The 25,134-nt window shown below is 32.5% G+C and carries 25 protein-coding genes and 1 pseudogene; 10 read left to right on the top strand and 16 right to left on the bottom strand.

Annotated features, from left to right (window positions below):
- The first annotated feature begins 1 nt into the window (after window position 1).
- Window positions 2-988 (top strand): transaldolase, encoded by a 987-nt coding sequence (locus KAR88_RS05860; RefSeq protein WP_002778066.1) that lies wholly within the window; start codon window positions 2-4, stop codon window positions 986-988.
- Here KAR88_RS05860 and KAR88_RS05855 read toward each other — a convergent pair.
- Complete coding sequence (locus KAR88_RS05855; protein WP_002778064.1) at window positions 985-1,407, bottom strand: Sua5/YciO/YrdC/YwlC family protein; 423 nt, start codon at window positions 1,405-1,407, stop codon at window positions 985-987. The two genes, KAR88_RS05860 and KAR88_RS05855, sit on opposite strands and share 4 nt — an antisense overlap.
- On the bottom strand, window positions 1,404-4,673 hold the full coding sequence (gene carB / locus KAR88_RS05850) for a carbamoyl-phosphate synthase large subunit (RefSeq protein ID WP_002778062.1): 3,270 nt from the start codon (window positions 4,671-4,673) through the stop codon (window positions 1,404-1,406). Before carB ends, KAR88_RS05855 begins: the two co-directional genes overlap by 4 nt.
- A gap of 106 nt (window positions 4,674-4,779) precedes the next feature.
- Between carB and KAR88_RS05845 the strand changes: the two genes are divergently transcribed.
- From KAR88_RS05845 to KAR88_RS08870, 3 genes and pseudogenes are all read left to right on the top strand, one after another.
- Window positions 4,780-5,034, top strand: a complete 255-nt coding sequence (locus KAR88_RS05845; RefSeq protein ID WP_002778060.1) for a hypothetical protein — start codon at window positions 4,780-4,782, stop codon at window positions 5,032-5,034.
- A pseudogene (locus tag KAR88_RS05840) lies at window positions 5,022-5,370 on the top strand (hypothetical protein). Before KAR88_RS05845 ends, KAR88_RS05840 begins: the two are co-directional and overlap by 13 nt.
- Complete coding sequence (locus tag KAR88_RS08870) at window positions 5,346-5,738, top strand: hypothetical protein (RefSeq protein ID WP_002808731.1); 393 nt, start codon at window positions 5,346-5,348, stop codon at window positions 5,736-5,738. The pseudogene KAR88_RS05840 and the gene KAR88_RS08870 overlap by 25 nt, the downstream one beginning before the upstream one ends.
- Here the strand turns inward: KAR88_RS08870 and KAR88_RS05830 are convergent.
- The 6 genes from KAR88_RS05830 to KAR88_RS05805 all read right to left on the bottom strand — a co-directional run bounded on the left by KAR88_RS05830 (window position 5,722) and on the right by KAR88_RS05805 (window position 13,004).
- The gene (locus tag KAR88_RS05830) at window positions 5,722-6,615 is read right to left on the bottom strand and encodes a DMT family transporter (protein ID WP_002790315.1); all 894 of its coding nucleotides are present in this window, start codon (window positions 6,613-6,615) and stop codon (window positions 5,722-5,724) included. The two genes, KAR88_RS08870 and KAR88_RS05830, sit on opposite strands and share 17 nt — an antisense overlap.
- Window positions 6,609-7,550 carry a fatty acid desaturase family protein gene (locus KAR88_RS05825; RefSeq protein WP_002778054.1) on the bottom strand — a complete coding sequence of 314 codons (942 nt, stop codon included), beginning with the start codon at window positions 7,548-7,550 and terminating at the stop codon, window positions 6,609-6,611. The genes KAR88_RS05830 and KAR88_RS05825 overlap by 7 nt, the downstream gene beginning before the upstream one ends.
- 83 nt (window positions 7,551-7,633) lie before the next feature.
- Window positions 7,634-9,088 (bottom strand): 2-methylcitrate dehydratase, encoded by a 1,455-nt coding sequence (gene prpD, locus KAR88_RS05820; protein ID WP_002788042.1) that lies wholly within the window; start codon window positions 9,086-9,088, stop codon window positions 7,634-7,636.
- 9 nt (window positions 9,089-9,097) lie between these two features.
- A complete protein-coding gene (locus KAR88_RS05815; RefSeq protein WP_057030652.1) occupies window positions 9,098-10,225 on the bottom strand; it encodes a citrate synthase/methylcitrate synthase in 1,128 nt (375 codons plus the stop codon).
- On the bottom strand, window positions 10,222-11,097 hold the full coding sequence (gene prpB, locus KAR88_RS05810) for a methylisocitrate lyase (protein ID WP_002778052.1): 876 nt from the start codon (window positions 11,095-11,097) through the stop codon (window positions 10,222-10,224). The genes KAR88_RS05815 and prpB overlap by 4 nt, the downstream gene beginning before the upstream one ends.
- A complete protein-coding gene (locus tag KAR88_RS05805) occupies window positions 11,097-13,004 on the bottom strand; it encodes a propionyl-CoA synthetase (RefSeq protein ID WP_002778051.1) in 1,908 nt (635 codons plus the stop codon). Before KAR88_RS05805 ends, prpB begins: the two co-directional genes overlap by 1 nt.
- Before the next feature lie 247 nt (window positions 13,005-13,251).
- Here KAR88_RS05805 and KAR88_RS05800 point away from each other — a divergent pair, with 247 nt between their 5' ends.
- Window positions 13,252-14,175, top strand: coding sequence for a hypothetical protein (locus KAR88_RS05800; protein WP_002790321.1), 924 nt, complete (start codon window positions 13,252-13,254; stop codon window positions 14,173-14,175).
- Here the strand turns inward: KAR88_RS05800 and mreC are convergent.
- From mreC to KAR88_RS05760, 8 genes are all read right to left on the bottom strand, one after another.
- The gene (mreC, locus tag KAR88_RS05795) at window positions 14,170-14,919 is read right to left on the bottom strand and encodes a rod shape-determining protein MreC (protein WP_002778048.1); all 750 of its coding nucleotides are present in this window, start codon (window positions 14,917-14,919) and stop codon (window positions 14,170-14,172) included. The two genes, KAR88_RS05800 and mreC, sit on opposite strands and share 6 nt — an antisense overlap.
- Window positions 14,909-15,949, bottom strand: a complete 1,041-nt coding sequence (locus KAR88_RS05790; protein WP_002788045.1) for a rod shape-determining protein — start codon at window positions 15,947-15,949, stop codon at window positions 14,909-14,911. Before KAR88_RS05790 ends, mreC begins: the two co-directional genes overlap by 11 nt.
- A gap of 13 nt (window positions 15,950-15,962) precedes the next feature.
- Window positions 15,963-17,186, bottom strand: a complete 1,224-nt coding sequence (gene clpX / locus KAR88_RS05785) for an ATP-dependent Clp protease ATP-binding subunit ClpX (protein WP_002778039.1) — start codon at window positions 17,184-17,186, stop codon at window positions 15,963-15,965.
- Complete coding sequence (lpxA, locus tag KAR88_RS05780) at window positions 17,179-17,970, bottom strand: acyl-ACP--UDP-N-acetylglucosamine O-acyltransferase (RefSeq protein WP_002778038.1); 792 nt, start codon at window positions 17,968-17,970, stop codon at window positions 17,179-17,181. Before lpxA ends, clpX begins: the two co-directional genes overlap by 8 nt.
- Window positions 17,971-17,980: 10 nt before the next feature.
- Window positions 17,981-18,421 carry a 3-hydroxyacyl-ACP dehydratase FabZ gene (fabZ, locus tag KAR88_RS05775; protein ID WP_002782472.1) on the bottom strand — a complete coding sequence of 147 codons (441 nt, stop codon included), beginning with the start codon at window positions 18,419-18,421 and terminating at the stop codon, window positions 17,981-17,983.
- Window positions 18,422-18,535: 114 nt separating this feature from the next.
- Complete coding sequence (locus KAR88_RS05770; RefSeq protein ID WP_002778036.1) at window positions 18,536-19,627, bottom strand: epoxyqueuosine reductase QueH; 1,092 nt, start codon at window positions 19,625-19,627, stop codon at window positions 18,536-18,538.
- The gene (gene bcp / locus KAR88_RS05765) at window positions 19,627-20,085 is read right to left on the bottom strand and encodes a thioredoxin-dependent thiol peroxidase (RefSeq protein ID WP_002778035.1); all 459 of its coding nucleotides are present in this window, start codon (window positions 20,083-20,085) and stop codon (window positions 19,627-19,629) included. Before bcp ends, KAR88_RS05770 begins: the two co-directional genes overlap by 1 nt.
- The gene (locus KAR88_RS05760) at window positions 20,082-20,288 is read right to left on the bottom strand and encodes a 4-oxalocrotonate tautomerase family protein (RefSeq protein WP_002778034.1); all 207 of its coding nucleotides are present in this window, start codon (window positions 20,286-20,288) and stop codon (window positions 20,082-20,084) included. Before KAR88_RS05760 ends, bcp begins: the two co-directional genes overlap by 4 nt.
- Window positions 20,289-20,614: 326 nt before the next feature.
- Here KAR88_RS05760 and ilvE point away from each other — a divergent pair, with 326 nt between their 5' ends.
- From ilvE to KAR88_RS05735, 5 genes are all read left to right on the top strand, one after another.
- Window positions 20,615-21,529 (top strand): branched-chain-amino-acid transaminase, encoded by a 915-nt coding sequence (ilvE, locus tag KAR88_RS05755; protein ID WP_002782466.1) that lies wholly within the window; start codon window positions 20,615-20,617, stop codon window positions 21,527-21,529.
- Between the two features lie 15 nt (window positions 21,530-21,544).
- Entirely contained in the window at window positions 21,545-22,627 is a 1,083-nt protein-coding gene (locus KAR88_RS05750) for a prohibitin family protein (protein WP_002778030.1), read from the top strand.
- Window positions 22,628-22,637: 10 nt separating this feature from the next.
- A complete protein-coding gene (locus tag KAR88_RS05745; RefSeq protein WP_002782463.1) occupies window positions 22,638-23,168 on the top strand; it encodes a DUF2393 family protein in 531 nt (176 codons plus the stop codon).
- On the top strand, window positions 23,168-23,677 hold the full coding sequence (locus KAR88_RS05740; protein WP_002778025.1) for a DUF2393 family protein: 510 nt from the start codon (window positions 23,168-23,170) through the stop codon (window positions 23,675-23,677). Before KAR88_RS05745 ends, KAR88_RS05740 begins: the two co-directional genes overlap by 1 nt.
- A 112-nt stretch (window positions 23,678-23,789) precedes the next feature.
- The coding region (locus KAR88_RS05735; protein WP_192801265.1) for a cache domain-containing protein at window positions 23,790-25,134 on the top strand (1,345 nt) is incomplete at its 3' end.

The following is a 25,134-nucleotide window of genomic DNA, read 5'->3' as shown; positions in this document are numbered from 1 at the left end:
GATGAAAAAATTTTCTCTTTGGTGTGATTTTATAGAAAATAGTTTTTTAGATGATGATTTTTTAAATTTACTATCTCGCGGTGTCAATGGAGCAACTTCAAATCCCGCTATTTTTAAAAATGCTATTTTAAATTCGCCTATCTACAAAGAAAAAATAGCCAAATTAAAAGGAAAAAAGGCAAAAGAAATTTATGAAGAACTTGCTATTGCTGACATACAAAAAGCAGCAGACAAGCTTGCTCCTTTATATCACACGGGAAATGATGGTTTTATAAGTCTTGAAATCGATCCGAGATTTTATGATAATACAAGCTTAAGTTTGGGCGAAGCAAAAAAACTTTATAGTGCCATTGGTAAAGACAATGTGATGATTAAAGTTCCAGCAACCAATGCTTCTTATGAAGTAATGTATGAATTGATGAAAAATGGCATCAGCGTAAATGCTACTTTAATTTTTTCTTTAGAGCAAAGCCAAAAATGCTTTGAAGCTTTAAATGCAGGTTTGATTGAATTTAGAAAAAACAATATAGCCTTGCAAGGAAAAAATACTCACTTAAGAACTCCGCAAGCTGTTATAAGCATCTTTGTAAGTCGTTTTGATAGACTTTTAAATTCTAAAGCAAAAGAACAAAATCGTATAGGAATTTTAAATGCAAATTTAGCCTATAATAATATCATCTCCAAAAACGAACCTAATATCCGAGCTTTATTTGCAAGCACGGGTGTAAAAGGCGATGATTTACCAAAAGATTATTATATCAAAGAACTTCTTTTTGAAAATAGCATAAATACTGCCCCACTAGATGCTATCAATGCATTTAAAACCGAAATTGAATTTAAAAAACCTTTAATGAATTTTGAAATTTACACACAACTTAATGCTATTATTTCACAAAATGAAAGAGAAAAAGCTTGTGATGAATTACTAAAAGATGGTTTAGAGCAATTTTGCATAGCTTTTGAAGAAATTTTACAAGCACTAAACTAACGAATTTTTTTAAGCTTCTTACGATGAAGTTTTATTATTTTTGATGGGGTATTTTCAACAAATATCTCATCAACCACAACATCTGCGACACTTCTAGCCCAAAGCTCATCAAATTTTTGTCCGTGCTTGTTTGCAGAACTTGAATAAAAACAACCCATTTTTTCTAAGAATTGTGCGTGTTTGCAATCTTTGACAATTCTTACTGCTTGATTGTTTGGATAAATAAAAGTTGTTTTTTTGGCACGACGCACCCAGTTTTTAAATTGATTTGGAACTCTTACGATTTTTTTTAACTCGTCAAATTTTGCAGAAGTGATCAAGCAGGGCTGATCTTTAGCCCTGCCTTTTAAAGCATTGATTTCTTCTAAATTTTTACTTAAAAATCCTGCTGTAGTATCTGTTTGCGCTAGATAAATCAAGCTTTTAAATACTCCTGCAGGCTTTTAACTTCTAAATAACTTTGATTTTGTATCGCTTTAATCGATTTTGCACCCGCAAGAGCTGAACGCAAATTTGTAAAATAAGGGATTTTAAAACGGATAATATTTTCACGAATTTTTTTCGTATCCCCTGCAAAAGTATGACTATCACTTGTATTTATCACTAGCTGAATTTCTCCATTTTTCAGCTTGTCTTCCACATTTGGACGCCCTTCTGAAATTTTATGTACAAGCTCACACTCAAAACCAGTTTCTACAATTTCTTTACAAGTTCCACTTGTAGCCATTAGTTTAAAACCTAATTTAGAGTATTCACTCGCAAGTTTTTTAGCATACTTTTTATCTTTTTCTTTTAAAGAAATGAAAACCACTCCACTTTCTGGCAAATGATTAAAAGATGAAATTTGACTTTTCGCGTAAGAATTGGCAAAATCCTTACTTATGCCCATAACCTCACCTGTTGATCTCATCTCAGGTCCTAGCTCTAAATCACTTCCACTAAGCTTAGCAAAAGGAAATACCGCTTCTTTTACGCTGATATATTTTGAAGGCTTAGGACGCAAAATCGCATTATCAAAATTCACCACACCAAAAGCATCATAAAATTTTAAAGCTTCTTTTAAATTCCCCTGCCACATTACGCGTGTTGCAACTTTTGCCAAAGGTATACCTGTAGCTTTGCTTACAAAAGGTACGGTACGACTTGCTCTAGGATTTACTTCTATCATATAAAGTTCGTTATTGTAAATTGCAAATTGTATATTTAAAAGTCCTACAACGCCTAAATTTAAAGCAATATCTGCGGTTTTTTGTACGATTTGTTCTTGCATTTTTTCATCAATATTGCAAGGTGGCAAAGAACATGCGCTATCACCTGAATGAATTCCTGCTTCTTCAATATGCTCCATAATTCCTGCTACATAAACATCTTTACCATCACTGATAGCATCAACATCGATTTCAGTCGCATTATCTAAATACTGATCGATCAAAACAGGACTTTTATCGCTTACATCCACAGCTTCTTGCATATAAAGTCTAAGTTCACTCTCATCAGTAACCACACGCATAGCTCTTCCGCCTAAAACATAACTTGGTCTTACAAGTACAGGATAACCTATCTCGCTCGCTTTTAAAACCGCTTCTTCTACGCTTGTAGCGGTAGAATTTTTAGGTTGATTGATACCAAGTTTTGTAATAAATTCAGCAAATTTCTTTCTATCTTCTGCCATATCGATCACTCTTGCGCTTGTGCCTATGATTTTAGCCCCAAAAGCACTCAAGCGTTTAGCAAATTTAAGCGGAGTTTGACCACCAAAATGCACTATAACTCCATCTGGCTTTTCGCGTTCAATTACACCACGCAAATGCTCAAAATCAATAGGTTCAAAATACAAAATATCACTCGTATCATAATCTGTAGAAACGGTTTCTGGATTGCAATTATACATAATAGTTTTTACGCCTAAATCCTTTAATGCAAAAGAAGCATGCACACAAGCATAGTCAAATTCTATCCCTTGTCCTATACGATTTGGCCCCCCGCCTATAATCATCACTTTTTTTTCTTTTTTATCTCTTGCTTCATTTTTGCTTTGAGTAAGTTCACTTACATTGATACTAGAATAAAGATAAGGAGTTAAAGCTTCAAATTCCCCTGCACAAGTATCTACTTCGCTAAATTCTGCTATGATTTTTTGCTTCATTCTTGCATAATAGATATCATTTTGACTTAATTCTAAATTATCTTTTAGATTCACAAGCAAGGCGATCATCTTGTCTGAAAAACCCATAGTTTTTGCTTTTCTTAAAAGGGTTTTGTTATGCAAGATATCCATATCAATTTGCTCTTCAAAATCTACGATTTCTTTAATTTGGGATAAAAACCAAGGATCAATTTTACAAAGCTCATAAAGCTCTTTTACATCAAAACCCTCTCTAAAAGCTTGCGCTACATAAAGCAAACGCTTTTCGTTAGCATTGCGAATTTTAAAGATAAGATCGTTTTTATCTTCAAATTTCACTCTATCAAAACCACTTAAATTTCTTTCCAAAGAACAAAGTGCTTTTTGTATACTTTCTTTAAAAGTTCGGCCAATCGCCATTACCTCACCCACGCTTTTCATCGCTGTGCCTAAAGTTGTATTGGCTCCTGGGAATTTCTCAAAAGTAAAACGAGGAATTTTTGTAACAATATAATCAATCACAGGTTCAAAACTAGCAGGAGTGCCGGTAATATCATTTTTTATCTCATCTAAGCTAAATCCAATCGCCAAAAGTGTTGCAACCTTTGCTATAGGATAACCCGTTGCTTTAGAAGCTAGGGCGCTTGATCTTGAAACCCTTGGATTCATTTCAATAACTATCATTCTACCATTTGTTGGATTGACAGCAAATTGCACATTTGATCCACCCGTATCGACGCCTATTTCACGCAAAATGGCAAAAGAGGCATTACGCATAACTTGGTATTCTTTATCAGTTAAAGTAAGAGCAGGTGCAACCGTGATACTATCTCCTGTATGCACTCCCATAGGATCAAGATTTTCTATACTACACACGATAATGCAATTATCATTTTTATCGCGGATAACCTCCATTTCATACTCTTTCCATCCAAGCAAACTTTCTTCGATAAGAATTTCATGGATTGGCGAAAGTGCTAAGGCAGTATTAGCGAGTTCTTTAAATTCATCCATATTATAAACCACACCGCTTCCCGTACCACCTAAGGTATAAGAAGCACGGATCATTAAAGGAAAGCCGATTTCATCTACAGCTTTTAAAGCTTCATCATAATTATACGCGTACATAGATTTTGACAAATCCATGCCGATTTTTTTCATACATTCTTTAAAAACTTGACGATCTTCGCCTTTTTTAATCGCTTCAGGGTTTGCACCCAAAAACTTCACATCACCTAAAAGTCCGCTTTCATAAACTTCCATAGCTACATTTAGAGCCACTTGTCCACCCATGGTTGGCAAAATGGCATCGATTTTCTCTTTTTTAATAATACTTAAAATACTTTCCTTGGTTACAGGCTCTATATAAGTAGCATCAGCAAATTCAGGATCAGTCATAATAGTCGCTGGGTTAGAATTGATTAAAACTACGCGATACCCTTGTTCTTTTAAAGTTTTTGCTGCTTGAGTTCCTGAATAATCAAATTCACAAGCTTGACCTATAACGATAGGACCACTTCCTATAAGTAAAATATTTTTAATATCTGTTCGTTTTGGCATGAATTTTCCTAAGAGCATAAATTTGGGCTGATTATAACAAATTTTAGTTTTACAAACTTTGAAATTCTGTTATAATTTTAAAAAAATAGGCAAGAAAGAAATACTCATGAAAAAAATTAAAATTTTAGTTTTTTTAATATTTTTTTGTCAATTTTCCGTTTTAGCAAATAATTTACCCCAAAATATAAAAGAAAATTTAGGCATTAATCAATTCTTGGACGAGAGTTTAAAAGAAATTTTAAATCAGCCCTTAAAGGAAAAATTTGCTCTTACTCCAAAGGGGGAATATTTTTTCGAGGGTAATTTAAGTCTTTTTCAAAAACAATGCTTAGAAAATAATGCCACCGCATGTGCTTATTAGGAAGAGAATTTGCAGCAAACACGAGACTTCCTTTGGATTTAAACAAAGCTTTATTGCTTTTCCAAAAAGCTTGTAAACTTGGGAGATTGGACTCTTGTGCGAGAATCAACAATATAAAATTTAAATTACTGAAAAAGCTAGATGAAGAAACTTATCAAAGCAATTTAAAATATTTTTTAGATCAAAACTCAAGTTTTGCTTTATTAGAACATATCGCTACGCTTAGTAAAAAAGATATAAAATCAGCAATTATACTAGCCAAAAAAAGCTGCGAGCAAGGGCATGATGCTATTTGTACAGGACTTTCTTATATGTATGCATGCGGACAAGGGGTAGAAAAAGACTTAATCAAAGCTAAAGAATTAAGCTCTAAAGCTTGTGAAAAAGATACAAAGTTGTGCTTTGCGCAAGGCTGGGTTGAATTATTTAATCAAAATGATATTTTAGCCCAAAAACTTTTTTATAAATCTTGTCAGGCCGGATATTATACTGATTGTAATATGGCAGTTGATAAAAATTCCAAAGATCAAGCTATGCAATTATATCTTATTAAAATCACACAAAAAAATAGTCAAAATCAATGTCAAAACTCAAGCAATAAACAATCTTTTGCTTGCCATAAAGCATCTGCTCTTTCTAAAGAAATTTTAAAAATCCAATTGAAAAAAATTTCTGAAAAACTGCTTTTTACAATTTTAATTTAAATTCATGAACAAAAATAGCAAAAAGTATAAAAACTCCACCTAAAATTTGCAAAAACGAAATACTTTGAGCCAAAAACAAAGACCCAAAAAGCATAGCAAACAAAGGTTCACTAAGTTCTATAAGCTGGACTGAATTTGACTTTGCAAGACTTAAGGCTCTAGTAGTGCAGTAAAATCCCCCTATAGTAGGCAAAAACGCCAAAGCTAAAAGCAAAATAAGACTTTCTAAAGAAAAATTAAGATTTAAATTTGCTCCAAATAAAGGAATACTCAAATACAAGCTTCCTATAAAAAGCAAAGCACAAAGAGGAACTAACCCAAAACCCAGTTTTAATTTTCTAGTAAAAAATAAAAATAAAGCATAGCCAATCCCTGCTAAAATAGCATTTACAAGGCCTTTTAAATGAGTAAAATTTTCCAAAGTCCCACCTTCAGCCAAAAAAATCATCCAAAGTCCCAAAAGCGCAAAAACCATAGCCAAAAGCTCATTTAAATGAAAAAAGCGTTTAACATCCAATGCTTCACAAATAAAAGTGATAATCATCCCCACACCAAAAAGCACAAAAACTACATTAGCCACACTCATACTCGTGTAAGCAGCACTCTCAAAATGATAAAGCATAAAAAATCCAAAAAAAGCAAGAAGCAAAAGTGTGAAAATTTTCTGCTTGATAAAAGCCAACAAAGTGGTCAATTTTCTCATATAAATTAACATCACAAACAAAATCACACTAGCCACAAAGCACTTATAAAAAGCTACTTCTGAACTCATAAAACCTTTTTTAAAAAGAAAAACACTAAAAATTCCAACAAAAGCGTTAAATATTGCAGCTAAAAAAGCAAAAAAGAAAGCTTGAAACTTAGGATTTTTTAGCATATTTTAAGCTCCTTTTTAATTATTTTTTTCCATAGAGAGGAAGCTTGATTTGAAGAGCTAAAAATACCTCCCATATTAGAGTTTAAAAGTCTGTATTCTTCATTTTTACATAAAATATTATGAGCTTTATCTAAATTCCAAAAAGGAATATTTGCAAACAAATGGTGGATTAAATGATAATTTTCTTTATGTAAGCCAGTAAAAAATAATTCAATTTTATTGCCAAATCTATTCCAAGATTTTTCTATTTCTCTTTTATTTTTTATAATAGGAAAGTGTTCTGCCATCTCTATAAAATGTCCTACCATAGGAAAACTTGTAAGTAAAGGCACAAACCAATACATTAATAAAATATCAAGAACATTAACATAAAAACAAATACCAAAAATAACAATCCAAAATAAAATAAGATATTTAATTTCTTTATCCTTAAAATCACCCAAGCGATTTTTTATAAGATAAGAAATAAAATCAAAAGTCTTACTCAAAAACAAGGGTAAGATAAGGTGCCTAAAAATAAATTCTTTTAAAGAATAAGAAGCGAAAAGCTTTGATTGTATATAAAAATCATAATCAGGATCTTTATTTTCAATTCCTAAAAAACCATGATGTTTAATAACATGGCTTTGTCTGTATTTTTTAAAAGTTTGAAAAATAAGATATCCGCTTGGATATTTACCTAAAAAATCATTTAATTTTCTATTTTTTGCCAATATTCTATGGGCTGACTCATGTAAAATAGTCGCTAAAGCCCTTTGTCTCGTGCCAATAAATAAAACTGCAAATAAATACATAAAAATGTTTTGCATAAAACAAGAAATGACTATTATCAAAATAATTTGTAAATAATCCCATAATACAGCAAAAATTCCATGATAGTTATCAAGTTTATAAAGTACTTTAAGTTCTTTTAAAATAGTATTTTCAAATAGCATTTTTAATCCTAAAAATTATTCATTGTTTTAATTGTATTTTGTTTTAAATTAAACAAGACTGAAACAGTCTTGTTTTTTTATTTTTAACCCAGCCAAAAAAGATCGCTGAATTCATTAAAATTCATTTGCTCTAAGCTCTTTTGATCTTCGCAAATTTTCATTATTTTTTCGCATTGTTTTGGACTTAAACTCGTAGCAAGATTGGCTTTAAATTTGGCGATTAAAAGAGGAATTCCTTCGCTTCTACGTCTTTTGTGTCCTATAGGATACTCAACTTCGACTTTTTTTGTACTTGTGCCATCTTTAAAGAAAACTTGCACGGCATTAGCTATGCTTCTTTTATCGCTTTCTAAATACTCTTTTGTATAGCGATCATCCACTTCTACTTGCATTTTAGCCCTTAAAGCATCGATTCTTTCATCGCTTGCAACACTATCTTCATAATCATCTGCATTCAAACGCCCAAATATAAGTGGCACAGCAACCATATATTGGATACAATGATCCCTATCGGCAGGGTTTGCAAGCTCGCCTACTTTGTTAATGATGCGATGTCCTGATTCTTGAGTTGTGATGATGATTTTTTCTATTTGATCCAAACGATCTTTTACCTCATCATGTAAAGCTAAAGCTGCTTCTACTGCAGTTTGTGCGTGAAATTCAGCTGGAAAAGAAATTTTAAATAAAACATTTTCCATTACATAAGAACCAAATTCTTGAGGAATGGTAAGTTTTTGTCCTTTCATTTTCACATCTTCATAACCCCAAAATTTAGCGCTTAAAGCCGAAGGATAACCCATCTCTCCTGTTTTAGCTTTTAAAGCAAGATCCACACCGCGACTTGAAGCATCACCTGCTGCCCAGCTTTTTCTACTGCCTGTATTTGGCGCATGGCGATAAGTTCTTAAAGCTCCACCATCGATAAAGGCATGAGAAATAGCATTGCGAATTTCTTCAAAATCACAACCCAAAAGCTTTGCAGCTACTGCAGTGCTTGCTATTCTTACAAGTAAAACATGATCCATTCCTACTTTATTAAAACAATTTTCAAGCGCCAAAACTCCTTGAATTTCATGAGCTTTTATCATGGCTTTTAGGACACATTTTACTTTTAAAGGCTCTTTTCCTTCGCTGATATTTTTACGACTTACATAATCAGCTACCGCCCAAATCGCGCCTAAATTATCACTTGGATGCCCCCATTCAGCCGCAAGCCATGTATCATTAAAATCAAGCCATCTTACCATAGCACCCACATTAAAAGCTCCACGGATTGGCTCTAATTGATAAGAAGTTCCAAACACTTTTGCGCCTAAAGGTCTAAATTCAGCCCCTTCAACACTTGGCCCTAAAAGCTTGGTGCAAGCAGGATATTTAAGCGCTAAAAGTCCACAACCTATAGTATCCATCAAACAATATCTAGCCGTTTCTAAAGCCAAATCACTTGTAATTTCAAATTCATCAGCATATTTTGCAATTTTTGTTAAAAGTTCATCAAATTCAGGGCGTTTTGCCTCTAAAATTCCCATATCACTCATTTTTTCTCCTTATCTATCTTGAATTTTTACAAATTTTCTTGGTTCAACGCCTATATATTCGCTATTTGGGCGTATAAGCTTATTGTTTGCTCTTTGCTCTTTAATGTGCGCACACCAACCACTTACGCGACTCATAATAAAAATCGGCGTAAAATACTCAGTTGGAATTCCCATAAAATGATAAGCTGATGCACTATAAAAATCTGCATTAGGTGGCAAACTTGGGCGTTTTTCTTTCATCAAAGCTTCTATGGCTTCACTGATTTTAAAAAGCAAATCATCGCCCCCTAAATGCTTACTCCAAACCTTAATAAGTGCATTTCTAGGATCACCTCCAAGTCCATAAACACGGTGACCAAAACCCATTAAAAGCTCTTTATTTTCTAATTTTTTATTCACACCCTCAATGGCATCCTCAACACTTTTAAAACTTTCTATTAAGTGCATCGCTGCTTCATTTGCTCCTCCATGCAAAGGCCCTCTTAAAGCTCCAATAGCCGCAGCAACCGCACTAAAAATATCACTTTTTGTAGAAGCACAAATTCTAGCTGTAAAAGTTGAAGCATTAAATTCATGCTCTGCATAAAGGATTAATGAGCATTGCATAGCCTTGATAAAATCTTCTTTTGGAGCTTCAAGTTTTAATTTTTCCAAAAAATATCCCGCTATACTTGTTTGATTGGAATCAAAATCAATTTCTTTACCAAAATTCACATAATGATGCCAATAACAAAGCATGCTCGGTAAAATTCCCAAAAGTCTGATGATTTTTTCATCTTGATCGCTAAAATCCTCATTTTCACCCTCTAAAGCTCCCAATGCTGCAACAGCTGTTTGCATCAAATTCATAGGATGAACTTCTTTAGGTATAGCTTTTAAAACGTTTTTTAAATTTTCACTCAAAGCTCTTTGAGCAATGATTTTTTCTTTATAATTTTCTAATTCTTTTGCGTTGGGTAATTCTCCAAACTGAAGTAAATAAGCTATTTCTTCAAATTCTGCATTTTGCGCTAACTCTTCTATGCTATAACCATAATAATTTAGTCCATTTCCAAGCCCGCAAGTACAAATTGCACTTTGTCCTGCGATAACTCCTGCCAATCCACCCGTTTTTTTAGTTGCTTCACTTATACTCATTTTGCACCCCTTTTAAATAATTCGTCTAATTTTTGCTCATAAGAATAATAATCTAGCATTTCATAAAGCTCTTCTCTAGTTTGCATAATCTCAAGAACATCTTTTTGATGTCCATTTTTCAATATGCTTTCATAAACTTGCACTGCAGCTTTATTCATCGCACGATTTGCACTTAAAGGATACAGCACCATAGACACTCCTGCTCTATTTAATTCTTCTTTGGTAAAATAAGGAGTCTTTCCAAATTCTGTGATATTTGCAAGAATTGGAACTTTTACATTTTTAACAAATTCTTCATATTCTTCTAAACTTGTAATAGCTTCAGCAAAAACCATTTCAGCTCCAGCCTCAACATATGCTAAAGCCCTTTCAATGGCTTTTTGTTGACCCTCGATTGCATGCGCATCTGTTCTTGCCATAATCACAAAATCAGGATCGATTTTTGCATCTACTGCTGCTTTAATACGATCACACATCTCTTCAGTGCTTACTAATTCTTTATTAGGACGATGTCCGCACCTTTTTTGAGCTACTTGATCTTCAATATGAGTTGCCGCTGCACCCGCACGAATTAATTCTTTTATCGTTCTTGCAATATTAAAAGCACCTCCAAAACCTGTATCTGCATCAACTAATAAAGGCGTATCCACTCTAGAGCAAATGCGTCTTACATCAATGCATACTTCTTCAAGTGCGATAATCCCCAAATCAGGCAAGCCATAACTCGCGCTTGCCACGCCACTTCCCGAAAGATATAAAGCTTTGTGTCCTATTTTAGTAGCTTGTAAAGCACTATAAGCATTGACAGCTCCTACTATGGTCAAAGGTTTGCTTGTCTTTACTAATTCTTTAAATTTTTTTCCTGCACTCATTATTTTTCTCCTTTATTTTTTGGGTATCCTAAAGCATTAATAGCTTTTTCACAAGCTTTTAAAACATTACTATCCTCTATAGTAGCTGGAACATTTAAGGTTGAACCATCAGCTATTTCTCTTAAATTTTTACGCAAAATTTTTCCACTTCTTGTCTTAGGTAAAGCACTAACAACTGTGGCAATTTTAAACGAAGCTACGGCTCCAATTTCTTGACGCACCAAAGCTACAACTCCTTCAACTATACCCCTATGATCTCGCTCTATACCCTCTTTTAAAACGATAAAGCCCATAGGTATTTCACCTTTAAGCTCATCATTTACACCTATAACCGCACATTCTGCAACATCAGGATGTTTTGCTATAATCTCTTCCATTTCTCCAGTTGAAAGTCTATGGCCTGCAACATTGATGATTCCATCCATTCTTCCTAAAACATACACATAGCCATCTTTGTCGATATAGCCTGTGTCTCCTGTTAGATAATAGCCTGGAAATTGATCTAAATATCCCCTACGATATCTTTCATCATTCTCCCAAATTCCCATTAAACAAGCTGGAGGTAAAGGAAGTTTTAGGCACAAAATTCCTTTTTTTCCTGCTCCAAGCTCTTGACCTTTTTCATCTAAAACCTTAAGATTAAATCCTGGCATAGGTTTTGTAGGACTTCCTGCTTTAACAACTTGTGCTTCCAAGCCCAAAGGATTAGCCGCGATCGCCCAACCTGTTTCAGTTTGCCACCAATTATCAATCACAGGTTTTTTTGTAAGCTTTTCTATCCATTTAAGCGTATCGCTATCGCATCTTTCACCTGCCACAAAAATAGATCTTAAGCTATCAAGATTAAATTTTTTAATCCATTCTCCTTTAGGATCTTCTTTTTTAATCGCCCTAAAAGCAGTTGGGGCTGAAAAAAGCACATTCACTTTATATTCTTCAATAATTCTCCAAAATGCTGAAGGATTAGGCGTTCTTACAGGTTTTCCCTCATAAACTATAGTTGTACATCCATTCATCAAAGGTGCATAAACTATATAAGAATGTCCCACAACCCAACCTACATCAGAAGCGGTAAAAAAGACATCTCCTGCTTTAGCATTATAAATATTATCCATCGACCATTTCATAGCCACAGAATGACCTCCATTAGAGCGGATTACTCCTTTTGGAGAACCTGTGGTGCCTGAAGTATAAAGTATATAAAGCGGATCGGTAGCTAAAACAGGTACAGGATCTACACCCCGAGTTTTTTCCTCTTCAAGCTCCCAATCAATATCCCTCCAAGGAAGCATATTTGCTCTATATTGTGGGCGTTGCCAAATCAAACAAGTCGTAGGCTTATGAGTACATTTTTTAATAGCCTCATCTAAAATAGGTTTATACTCGATAATGCTACTTACTTCTATCCCGCAACTTGCACTGATAATCATTCTAGGTTTAGCATCTTCTATCCTCGTAGCAAGTTCATGTGCTGCAAAGCCTCCAAATACAACACTATGAATAGCCCCAAGCCTAGCACAAGCAAGCATAGCTATAAGTGCTTCAGGTATCATTGGCATATAAATAACAACGCGATCCCCTTTAACCACGCCCTTGTTTGCTAAAATTCCGGCTACTTTTGCAACACGATCACGAAGTTGCTTATAAGTATATTTTTTCTTTGTATCCGTAACAGGAGAATCATAAATCAGTGCTAATTGATCGCCCCTGCCATTGTGTACATGTAAATCAAGCGCATTATAACAAGTATTCATACACCCGCCAACAAACCATCTGTAATGCCCATCGCTATCATCAAGCACCCTATCCCATTCATTATACCAATGCACTTTTTTAGCTGCTTCAGCCCAAAATGCTTCAGGATTTTGAAGAGATTCTCGATAAGTCTGCTCATAAACAATACCCATAATCCATCCTTTCTTGATAAGTTGAATTTGCATTATAGAGTTTTTGTTTGAAAAATAAAATGCCAATTTTTTGGTTTAATTGTGTGATTTTGTAGCTAAAAAAATAAATTTTGTATATTTTTTGAACAAAATTTTAATTTTTGTATATATATTTACCTATATTTTTAATAATTAGAAAATATAAAAAATAATGAAAAAAATATATTTGTATCAAAAAGTAACAAAAATAATTTTTAAGAGTGAGACAATGTTAAATTCTAAAGATAGAACACAAGTAATTTTGGAAAAATCAGGCTTAAGTTTGAGCAAATTTGCAACAATTTTGGGCAAAGATCGTAGAACGCTTGCTAAATTTATAGAAAATGACACAGTAAAAGAACTCGATACCAAAAGTAAAGAAAAAATTTGTGAATTTTTTCGCTATCCTTTTAAAATATGGGAAAGCAATGAAAACGAATTTTATACACTCTTAAATCAAATAGAAAATAATGAAATTCGCATCATTGACGAAGGATACATCGGAGGATTAAAATATATTTTTGAAAATGAAAATGAAGGTTCACTTATATTACACCCTGCTTTTCCAAATCCCGCTTATAGGGATTTTATCGTGCCTTTAGTATATCAAAATAACGACAGCGAAGAGGCTAGAATATATCGCATAAAAAGGGGTGAAAAAATGAGAGCATATTCTTTTAATGCAAGCGAGTGGTATTCTATCAAGTCTTTACTTGAATTTTGTTTTTCGCCTATAGGAAATTTTTATACAAAAGAACAAAAAATTCAAATTTTAGAACTCATGATTAATACCTTTAAAGATAATCTTAACAAATCTTTATATTTCTTTGATTCTTATGATAAAAAAATTTATGGGCTTGATGTGTTTTATCTTTCTATCAATGCTAAAGAAAATACAATGTTTTTTAAAGCCCCTTTGGAAATGCTATTAGTCGAGATTAAAAACTCAACCCTAGTTCATAAAATTCACGAGCATTATACCCATGCAAAAAAATGTCCTGCGCATATTTTAACTCAAGATGCATGTTTTATCATGGAAATTTTATTACAATGTTTAAAAGACAATTTAGACATTAAAGAAAGCTGTGATATCCTAGATAAAAAAAGCCCATATGGAAATTTATTTAAAAAGAGTCTAAGTGTTGATTTATAAACTATCGATTATATAAAGATAGGCAGGGATATTGATGTTAGCATAAGGTTTTACTTCAACACTTTGATACATATCCTCATCTTTGATTGCACTTACAATACCCACTGGAACATCTGAAAAAAAGATATTGTCAAGGCCACTTGTTAAAATCTCATCTCCTATATTAATTTTTGCCCATTTGGGTATAAATTTAACCTTAAGTTTATCATCTTCGCCTTGGATAAGGCCAGGAATTTTATTTTTACCTATATATACAGAAAAAACACATTGTTCATCACCCTGTAAAAGTGCCATAGCTCTGCCATCTTTATTGATCGCAATGCCTATAGTGTATCCTTGATGAATCAAACCTTTATTTTTATTAGGAGATACTTTGGCAAAATCAAGCCACAATCTTTTATAATCATTTAATTTTACATAAGAAATAACTCTTACTAAAGAAACTTGAGGTAAGTATCTTGTTGAATTTTTATCCTCTAAAATACGATTTAATTGGTTTGCAAAGCTTGTAGTTAATACAGCTGCATATTCTAGCTCTTGATTTCTTGCTTTTAATTGTTCAATTTGATCTACTTGATCAAAATGCTTGGAAAAAAATTCGGTGATAGCATCCTTAATTCCATAAAATTTTTCTAAAACCGTATCATTTACCAAAAGAACATTTTTTTTTACCAAGCCCCCATAGTAAAAAGATATAAAAACTAAAAAAAATAAAACAAGGACAAAGATAAGCTTATTCTTCATTCGTCAATTGTTGCAATAGTGAAATTTCCTCCAAAGCTTTACCCGTTCCCTTAGCCACGGCTAAAAGTGGTTCATCAGCAATATATACTGGCAAGCGAACAATTTCACTTAAATATTTATCAAGTCCACGAATCAATGCTCCACCACCTGTTAAGACAACACCATTTTCTACTATATCACTTGCAAGATCAGGTGGCATCATTTCAAGTACCATTTTTAAAGCATCTGCTATTTCTTTTAAATATTCCCTCATCGCCTCTCTAACATCTTCACTTGTAAGCTCGATACGACTTAAAAGTCCACTCACTTGATCGCGCCCCTTTACAACCATAGAAAGTTCTTTTGGAAGCTGGATAGCTGAACCAATAGCGATCTTAATCTCCTCGCCCGTTCTTTCGCCAATGATAAGATTGTATTTTTCTTTGACATAATTTACTATACTTGTATCAAGCTTATCACCTGCAGTACGAATAGACTTTGAAATAACAAGCCCACCTAGTGAAATCACACCAATTTCAGTTGTTCCACCCCCTATATCTACAACTAAATTTCCTTTAGGTTCTTGTATAGGTAAATTTGCCCCAATAGCTGCTGCCATAGGTTCTTCTATCAAAAATACTTCTCTTGCACCTGCACTTAAGGCACTTTCTCTAACAGCCTTTCTTTCAACTTGAGTTAAGCCATAAGGGACTGAAATGATGATTCTAGGTCTTAAAAAACTTTTCCTGCGGTGAGTTTTTTCTATAAAGTAACGAATCATTTTTTCTGTCATATCAAAATCAGCAATAACTCCATCTTTCATCGGGCGAATAGCTTCGATGTTACCTGGAGTTTTTCCCACCATATCTTTAGCTTCTTTACCTACGGCTAAAATTTTAGCCCTAGAACCATACCTTTCTCTTTCAACTGCCACAACAGAAGGCTCATTGATAACTATGCCCTTATCTTTTACCAAAACAAGAGTATTAGCAGTTCCTAAGTCTATACCCATATCGCTTGAAAAAAATCCTATAAGTTGATCTAAAATCATTTTTATCCCTTTTTTAGCTTATTTTCTTTTTGATTAATAACGCTTTTGCACCATCTCTTACCACTTCTTTGGTGATAACGATATCATAATTTTTATATTCTGGTAACTCAAACATCAAATCCACCATTATTTCTTCTATAATACTTCTAAGTCCTCTAGCGCCCGTTTTTCGTTCTAAGGCTAATTTTGCAATTTCTCTTAAAGCATCATCTTCAAATTTTAAGTTCACGCCATCAATAGCAAAAAGTTTTTGATATTGCTTTACGATAGCATTTTTTGGCTCGGTCAAAATTCTTACCATATCATCTTCATTAAGCTCGTTTAAAGAAGTTATAACATGTAAGCGCCCTATAAGTTCAGGTATAAGGCCAAAATGCACTAAATCATCAGGCTCTATCTTTTCAAGCAAAGCTTTGCTATTTTCTTTTTCATTATCGAAAAAGCCTACGACCTTATCGCCTAATTTTCTCTTAAGTATAGTTTCTAAGCCATCAAATGCACCACCACAAACAAATAAAATATTTGAAGTATCAATTTGAATAAAATCTTGATTAGGATGTTTTCTTCCTCCTTTAGGCGGAATATTAACCAAGCTTCCTTCTATAATCTTAAGCAAAGCTTGCTGCACGCCTTCTCCACTCACATCACGAGTGATAGAGCGATTTTCACTCATTCTAGCTATTTTATCAATCTCATCGATAAATACTATGCCCTTTTGAGCTCTTTCTACATCTCCATCAGCAGCTTGCAAAAGACGGGTTAAAATATTTTCTACATCCTCGCCCACATAACCTGCTTCGGTTAAAGAAGTCGCATCGCAAATGGCTATAGGTACATCCAAAAATTTAGCTAAAGTTTGAGCAAGTAAGGTTTTTCCGCTACCTGTAGGACCTATAAGAAGGATATTGGATTTAAAAAGCTCCACATCATCATCTTGAAGTTCAGATTTGAAAAGTCTTTTATAGTGATTATAAACCCCTACACTAAAAACTTTTTTAGCCCTATCTTGCCCTATGACATAGCGATCCAAATAAGCTTTTAATTCTTTTGGGGTAATATCTTTAAAATCAACGCCATGTTCATGTTTTGGCTCTTTAAATTCTTTTTCTTCCCCATAGATAATACTATAAGCCCCCTCAACACAATACTCACAAATAAATGCATCATCGTTTTCATTGGCTAAAATTCTTCTTTGTGGATTTTCCACTTCATTACAAAAACTGCATTTTCTAGGCATTATTTTTACCTCTATATACAGGGATTCCGCGTTTTGTTTCTAATATAAATTTACACATTTTATTAACATTTTCACTTTCATTATTTTCTAATAATTTTTGAGCATTTTCTTTTAAATCCCCCTGTCTAAACAAGAATTTAAAAGCTTTACTAAGCCTATCTACTTCATCCTTATCAAAACGACGACGAATTCCTACTAAATTCAAACTTCTAATACTTGCACGATTTCCTTCAGCTAAACAAAAAGGTACTATATCTTGCGAAAGCGCACTCGCACCTGCTATCATACAGCCCTCACCCACTTTAACAAATTGATGAATAGGAGTAAGACCACCCACAACGGTAAAATCTCCTAGTTCTACATGCCCTGCTAAGGTTGCGTTGTTGGCTAAAATAATATTATCCCCTAAAAGGCAATCATGTGCGATATGACAATACGCCATTATAAAAGCATTGTCTCCTATACGAGTAAAACCATCGCCTTTAGCTGTACCCGAATTTATCGTAGCAAATTCTCTAATAGTAGAATTTTGCCCTATAATTACTCCGCTTTTTTGCTCGTCCTTATAAGATATATCTTGAGGAATATCACCTACTATAGCATATGAAAATACACGAGAATGATCACCTATGGTAGTATCTGAAAGTATTCTCGCCCCTTGCTTGATAACAACCCCATTGCCTATCTTAGCTTCTTTGCTTACATATGCATAAGCCTCAATAACAACATCATCACCTAAAATAGCTCCATCTTCTATTACAGCACTAGGATGAATTTTTTTCACTGATTCTCTCTTATTTGTCTACTATCATAGCTTTAAGTTCTGCTTCTGCAACCAAATTTCCATCTACAAAAGCTTGACCCTTAAAAATCCACATATTGCCACGATTTTTAACTACTTGCATTTCATAATCAAGTCTATCTCCAGGGCGAACAGGATTTCTAAATTTAGCTCCATCAATACCTGTAAAATATACAACCTTACTTTTTGGATCTACCTTAGCATCCATGCTTTCAAAAGCCAAAACCCCACCCGTTTGCGCCATACCTTCTAAAATCAAAACTCCAGGATAAATAGGATGACCTGGGAAATGTCCCATAAAAACATGATCGCTTATGCTGATATTTTTATATCCTCGAACAACTTCTCCAACTTTTAACTCTGTGATTTTATCAACAAGCAAAAAAGGATAACGGTGAGGTAAAATTTCTTGAATTTTCATTACATCTATCATTAAATCGGCCTTAAAAACAATTAAAAAACATAATTATATAAAAAAATCATTAAAAATTATGTTAATCCAATCAATTTTAGTCAAAATTTTAAGTGATTTTAAAATATTTTAAATCTATGTTCTTTTTATAACTTCCTTAACATCATAGTAAATTTCACTCTTGGCTACAATCTCATATCTTGTAGGTAAAATTTTTTCAAGCACTATAACAGGGCTAAGATCATAAGCTCCAAAATGTTTATTTCGCCATTTAATTTCTTCTTCTATTTTTAAAGGATGTTTTAAAAAATCTTCAAAACTTTTCCATTTGTTTTTAAAATCAGAATTAAAGCGCCAAAATTCTATAAAGCTGATTTCATCTTTCGTGCTTTTATAGATTCCATTCTTTAAATTTTCATTTAAATTTTTCTCATCTAAACTAAATCTTGTATAATGATTTTTAAAATGAGAATAAAATAAAATATGACTCTTAACGGCTTTTTTATCAAGCTTTATTAAAGCACTTAAAAGTCGGTAGTTTAAGAATTTTTGTCTTATGATTTCAAATTTTATACCCTTTTTTTCTAATAAATTAACTTTTTTATAAAGAGCTATTCTAGCTTCTATGCTTGCGGGTAAAATTTGAGCATTAATAGGTGACATTAATTCATCAATAAAGTTTTTATCTTGCTTTTGCTTTTTAAGCCCATAAATACAACCACAATAATTTTGATGATAAAGCATTTCTTTTTTTGCTAAAGCAAATTGCCTTTGAGTGCCTCCATTTTTACGAAAATCAGGAGCTAAAAATTCCACCCCATAAGGCTCACACTCTTTTTGCAAAGCATTTTTTAACTGCTCTAAATCCTTCTTAGGGCTTGTTAAAAGTGTTGTTGTAAGCTTTTTTTCTCCTATTTTGGCTGCAAATTCTACACTTGAACCCATTCTTAGATCAAAACAAATTTCACATCTTGCACCTTTTTCTGGCTCATCTTCATAGCCTTTTACAGCTTTTAGCCATTTTTCATACTCATACTCGCCCTTATAAAGCTTGATACCGAGCTTATCACAAGATCTTTTTACATCTAAAAATCTTAATTCATATTCGCTTAAAGGATGGATATTAGGATCATAGAAATATCCTATAATTTTTTCTTTAGGATATTCTTTTCTAAGCTCTTCTATAAAATAATGACTGTCTACACTACAACAAATATGCACCAACATTAAAGACTTTCAAGCACTTTTAGTGCATGATCTTTTACGCGGACATTGCTATAAATTTGGGCAATTTTTCCCGCTTCATCGATAACAAAAGTCGATCTTATAATGCCTTCATATTCTTTACCATAATTTTTCTTAAGTCCCCAAGCTCCATAAGCTTTTGCCACTTCTTTTTCGCTATCACTTAATAATATGTGCTTTAAATTAAATTTAGCAATAAATTTATCATGACTTGTCACACCATCAGGACTTACACCGATAATCACTGCATTTTTATCACAAAACTTATCATAATTTGCACTAAAATCGCAAGCTTCTGTGGTGCAACCTGGAGTATTGTCCTTAGGATAAAAATATAAAATCACTTTTTTACCAATAAAATCTTTAAGAGCGATTTTCACCCCATCTTGATTTAAAAGTTCAAATTGTGGCGCCTCATCCCCTACTTTTAAAACACTCATTTATTTGCCTTTGCCTTAATGGCCTCTACGCTTTCACCACCAAAACCTATGTCATAACTTTCGATATCTTCTAACATCACCACTACCCTTTCTTTGCTTTTGTTGTATTTTGTGCTTAAAAGCTCAGTTATATCGGCTATCAATTCAGCTTTTTGCTCCTTACTTAAAGCTGGCTTTGCTAGTTTAATATTTACAATTGGCATTTTTTCTCCTTTGATTTTTATAATTATTTCAAACTTTAATAAATAAATTTTTAAATTTACACTAAATTCTATAAAAAATTTAATTCAGTTTTTCACAATCTTGACTTAAAAATCGTGGTATTAAATTTCTCATTCTTATTTTAATCATCAGAAAAAGGCCATATCCTTAATAAAATCGACTCGATAAATTCTAAAAGTTTGATTTTATTTTTTATTAAAATCCTTCATAAATGTTTAAATTTATACTTTATATATCAAGCTATCATTAATTTACTTTTGCTAAAATTAAAAGTTTTTTAACAAAAATATGACTATTAAGGCTAAAAATGATCTCAGCAGATAAAATTTGGATGGATGGAAAATTAGTTGATTTTAAAGATGCAACCTTGCACTTTTTAACCCATTCTTTACATTATGGTAATGCTGTTTTTGAAGGAACAAGAGCTTATAAAACAGATAAAGGCTTAGCGATTTTCAGACTTGAAGATCACACTAAAAGACTTTTAGAATCTGCTAAAATTACTCTTTTAAACTGCCCTTTTTCTCAAAAAGAGCTTGAAAAGGCACAAATTGAACTTTTAAAAGTAAATGATTTTAAAAACAATGTCTATATTCGCCCTGTAATCTTCTTAGGAGATGGAGTAATGGGACTTTATCATGTAAAAGCCCCTGTACGCGTTGGCATCGCTGCTTGGGAATGGGGTGCTTATTTGGGTGAAGAAGGTTTAGAAAAAGGTATTAAAGTAAAAATTTCATCTTTTGTAAGAAATAGTGTAAAATCTTGTATGGGTAAAGCAAAAGCGAGCGCAAACTATCTTAACTCTCAAATTGCAAAATTTGAAGCTATTGAAGCAGGATATGAAGAAGCTTTGATGCTTGATGAAGAGGGTTTTATAGCAGAAGGTACGGGAGAGTGCTTCTTTATCGTAAAAGATGGAGTTTTAATCACTCCACCTAATGATTTTTCTTTAAAAAGTATCACTCAAGACACAGTTCTTAAAATCGCTCACGATCTTGGTTTAACTGTACTTCGTCAAAGAATTTCAAGGGATGAGGTTTATACTGCTGATGAAGCATTTTTTACTGGAACTGCTGCAGAAATCACTCCTATTAATAATGTTGATGCAAGAATTATAGGCAGTGGTATAAGAGGTTCTATTACTAAAAAACTTCAAGATGCTTATTTTGATGTAGTTTATGGACGCAATGAAAAATACGCATCTATGCTAACTTATATTTAAAGATAAAGGAAATAAATGCCAGCTGATTTGAATGATTATTTCAATAAAAAAAATGGAAATTCTAATAACAATAACAACCGACAAAATTTCAATTTCAAAGCTCCTGAATTTAATTTCAAGGGTTTTGGAAAATTTTCTCCTTTTGTTTATGGTGTAATTATTATTGTTTTGTTTTTAATTATCGCAAAACCTTTTATGGTGATAAATTCTGGAGAAATGGGGATTAAATCCACTACAGGTAGATACGACCCAAATCCTTTAGAGCCAGGACTCCATTTTTTTATACCTTTTATACAAAAAATAACTACAATTGATACGAGAGTAAGACAAATCAATTATGCTTCTATAGAAGGAAGTAATGAGAATTTAACTTCAGGTTCAGGTGTGATTAATAAAAACAGCATTTCCGTGCTTGATTCACGCGGCTTGCCTGTTTCTATTGATGTAACAGTTCAATACCGCTTAAATCCTTTACAAGTTCCTCAAACTATAGCAACTTGGAGTTTAAATTGGGAAAATAAAATCATAGATCCTGTGGTGCGTGATGTGGTTCGAAGTGTTGTAGGAAAATATACTGCTGAAGAGTTGCCAACAAATCGTAATGCAATCGCAACCCAAATCGAAGAAGGGATAAGAAAAACCATAGAAGCACAACCTAATGAGCCAGTGGAACTTCGTGCGGTTCAACTTAGAGAAATTATATTGCCTTTGAAAGTAAAAGAGCAAATTGAACGCGTGCAAATTGCAAAACAAGAAGCAGAAAGAACTAAATATGAGGTAGAAAGAGCAAATCAAGAAGCTTTAAAAAAAGCTGCTTTGGCTGAAGGGGAAGCAAATGCAACCATCATCAGTGCTAAAGGTAAAGCAATGGCTGTAAAAATAGAAGCAGATGCGCAAGCTTATTCTAATAAAGAAATTGCGAATAGTTTAAATACTCCTTTGCTTAACTTAAAACAAATTGAAACCCAAAAAGAATTTAATGAAGCCTTGAAAGTCAATCAAGATGCTAAAATTTTCTTAACTCCTGGTGGAGCAGTACCAAATATTTGGGTGGATACTAAGGATGCTAAAAAACAAAGTTCTACTAACATGAACTAGGATATATAAAGTGGAAAGACTAAAAGAAATTGTGCATTTTTACACTACTCACTTATATTTAGTGGATTATATGCTGATTTTATTTGTCTTTTTCCTCTTTACTTGCGTTCTACTCTTGTGTATCTTTTTACGCCACAAACCTGTGGCGGCTCTTTTGATCATCGCACTTAATATAATTATTTGTTTTTTGATTTATACATATGGATATAAATTCATAGATAGCGAAGTAAGGAGTAGAAAAACAACCATTGTAGAACAAAAATTCATCCAAAGCTCTGAAGCTTTAATTATTGATTTTAATATCACAAATACTTCTAAAAACGACTTTAAACAATGTAAAGTGATTGCTAGAATTTTCAAGGATAAATTACCCGAAGATAATCTCATCAATGAATATAAAAATCAACTCATTCCCTTTAGGCAAAAAAGCAGGGAAATTTTTAATCTGAAAAAAAATACAACTCAATTTCAAAGAATTTCTTTTGATAATTTCAACTATGACAATAATTACACCATACGCCTCAATTCGGAGTGTTTTTAATGCAATTTACAATTTTTCATATTTTGGCTTTTGTTATCTTGCTTCTTTGCTTTATTTTAGTTTGTATTTTAATTTTTTTAAAAGTGAAGCAAAAAGAATTTGCTCTTATTTCCTATACTATCGCGACCATTTTCACCGCACTTTTAATTTATTCTGTATTTCTCACTATCAATCAATTCACAACCCAAGCTAGTCTTAGCAAACTTACCTTTTCTAGAGATTTAAGACATGAAAGTATTATTATTACAGGAAGAGTGCAAAATCTTACCAAATTTAATATTCGTAAATGCTATTTAATGCTAAGTATACTAAATAAAAAGCGAGTTGGAGGTGAAATTTTCAATGATAAAAATATCCGTAACGCTAAAATGCAAAATACAAGTGTTTCTTATACTATAGAAATCATAGACACACTCCCGGGTAATACCTATAAAGAATTTAGAGCTAGCGTTCCTTTTCCTCCAACTTTTAATAATCCTGAATTTTATCACACCTTAAAATGTATTTGATATTGTTAAATAGTTTTAAAACATCTATAAAAAATAATTTTATATTAATTTTATTTTTTTTTGATATGCTAACGAGCTTTATTTTTAGTAAAAAATTTATGTGAGGTTTTTCATGTTTAGACTATCGAGCGTTAGTTCAAAACTCTTATTATCAGTTGCTATTAGTGTTATTTTAGCTACAGCTCTTATGATTGCTATTGTTTCTTTTCAAGTTGCTTCATATTCAGAAAAAGAAGCCAGAAATACTATTTTATTATCTTCAAAAAGATATGTGAATTATATACAAGGTATGTTAAATGAAGAAGTCACACTAACCAAAGGAGTTGCTACATCGTTAAATGAAATGTTTCAAAATAATGATCATATAGATATCGATTTAATTGAAAGTCTTATAAAAAATACTTTTGATAGTAGTCACTATGCAGCATATACATTTCTCTATTTAAAAGATACTACTGTATTAAGTGATATGCAGAATGTAGATAAAAAATATATTAGCCCAGATGGAAAAACTTTTTCTATGATATTTTTTGATCAAATAGTAGAAAAATCTGGTGGAATAACTACTATTTCAACTCCAAACAATTTCTCTCAATTAAATCTAATACAAAATATCGAACAAAATGCAAAATATGGAGATAAAGACTCTGTTTTTGTAGATTCTCCTAGAAAACTTAATTATGATAATAATGAATTTTTAGGTATAAATTTCGGTATGCCTATTTTTAACAATAAGGGCAAATTTATTGGAGTTATAGGATATACTATAGATTTACTAGAAATTTCCGAGACTATATTGGATCCAAAATTCGACTTTTTTGAAGGGGATCTAAGATTCTTAATGAACGATCAGGGTATTATTGCTATTCATAAAAATAAAAATGCAATTTTAAAAACTTTATTTGATATTAACAAAGATCAATCTGCTCAATTAATTGTTGAGGCAGTTAAAAACCATAAAGATGAAATCTTAGATAATTATATTGCCTCAACAGGAGATCTTAGTTATGCTAGTATCTCTTCATTTAGCACTTTAGGTAATTCTAGTCATTGGAGTGTAATTGTAACAGCTCCTAAAAAATCAGTTTTAGCCCCTTTATATAAACTACAATATATTATTATTAGTGTTGCCATAATAGCACTAATTGCTATTTTGGCTGTTGTGTACTTTTTTATAAGAAAAATCATAGGCTCTAGAATTCCTCTTATACTTAAGTCTTTGGAAAATTTCTTTCGCTTTTTAAATCATGAAAAAATAGAAGTTCAGACAATTGAAATTAAAGCTAATGATGAATTGGGCAAAATGGGTAAAATTATCAATGAAAACATTCTTGCTACTAAACAAGGTTTAGAACAAGATGCTAAAGCAGTAAAAGAAAGTGTTGAAACTGTAGGAGTAGTAGAAAGTGGTAATCTTACTGCAAGAATTACTGCTAATCCAAGAAACCCACAACTGA

The sequence above is a fragment of the Campylobacter sp. JH23 genome, assembly GCF_017846595.1.
Classification (GTDB): Bacteria; Campylobacterota; Campylobacteria; order Campylobacterales; family Campylobacteraceae; genus Campylobacter_D; species Campylobacter_D coli.
This window is presented reverse-complemented; position numbering and strand designations above follow the sequence as displayed.

Coding starts and splice junctions, on each gene's coding strand:
- KAR88_RS05860 (WP_002778066.1), top strand. CDS start 2: ATGAAAAAATTTTCTCTTTGGTGTGATTTTATAGAAAATAGTTTTTTA.
- carB (WP_002778062.1), bottom strand. CDS start 4,673: ATGCCAAAACGAACAGATATTAAAAATATTTTACTTATAGGAAGTGGT.
- KAR88_RS05845 (WP_002778060.1), top strand. CDS start 4,780: ATGAAAAAAATTAAAATTTTAGTTTTTTTAATATTTTTTTGTCAATTT.
- KAR88_RS08870 (WP_002808731.1), top strand. CDS start 5,346: ATGTATGCATGCGGACAAGGGGTAGAAAAAGACTTAATCAAAGCTAAA.
- KAR88_RS05830 (WP_002790315.1), bottom strand. CDS start 6,615: ATGCTAAAAAATCCTAAGTTTCAAGCTTTCTTTTTTGCTTTTTTAGCT.
- KAR88_RS05825 (WP_002778054.1), bottom strand. CDS start 7,550: ATGCTATTTGAAAATACTATTTTAAAAGAACTTAAAGTACTTTATAAA.
- prpD (WP_002788042.1), bottom strand. CDS start 9,088: ATGAGTGATATGGGAATTTTAGAGGCAAAACGCCCTGAATTTGATGAA.
- KAR88_RS05815 (WP_057030652.1), bottom strand. CDS start 10,225: ATGAGTATAAGTGAAGCAACTAAAAAAACGGGTGGATTGGCAGGAGTT.
- prpB (WP_002778052.1), bottom strand. CDS start 11,097: ATGAGTGCAGGAAAAAAATTTAAAGAATTAGTAAAGACAAGCAAACCT.
- KAR88_RS05805 (WP_002778051.1), bottom strand. CDS start 13,004: ATGGGTATTGTTTATGAGCAGACTTATCGAGAATCTCTTCAAAATCCT.
- KAR88_RS05800 (WP_002790321.1), top strand. CDS start 13,252: ATGTTAAATTCTAAAGATAGAACACAAGTAATTTTGGAAAAATCAGGC.
- mreC (WP_002778048.1), bottom strand. CDS start 14,919: ATGAAGAATAAGCTTATCTTTGTCCTTGTTTTATTTTTTTTAGTTTTT.
- KAR88_RS05790 (WP_002788045.1), bottom strand. CDS start 15,949: ATGATTTTAGATCAACTTATAGGATTTTTTTCAAGCGATATGGGTATA.
- clpX (WP_002778039.1), bottom strand. CDS start 17,186: ATGCCTAGAAAATGCAGTTTTTGTAATGAAGTGGAAAATCCACAAAGA.
- fabZ (WP_002782472.1), bottom strand. CDS start 18,421: ATGATAGATGTAATGAAAATTCAAGAAATTTTACCTCACCGTTATCCT.
- KAR88_RS05770 (WP_002778036.1), bottom strand. CDS start 19,627: ATGTTGGTGCATATTTGTTGTAGTGTAGACAGTCATTATTTTATAGAA.
- bcp (WP_002778035.1), bottom strand. CDS start 20,085: ATGAGTGTTTTAAAAGTAGGGGATGAGGCGCCACAATTTGAACTTTTA.
- KAR88_RS05760 (WP_002778034.1), bottom strand. CDS start 20,288: ATGCCAATTGTAAATATTAAACTAGCAAAGCCAGCTTTAAGTAAGGAG.
- ilvE (WP_002782466.1), top strand. CDS start 20,615: ATGATCTCAGCAGATAAAATTTGGATGGATGGAAAATTAGTTGATTTT.
- KAR88_RS05750 (WP_002778030.1), top strand. CDS start 21,545: ATGCCAGCTGATTTGAATGATTATTTCAATAAAAAAAATGGAAATTCT.
- KAR88_RS05740 (WP_002778025.1), top strand. CDS start 23,168: ATGCAATTTACAATTTTTCATATTTTGGCTTTTGTTATCTTGCTTCTT.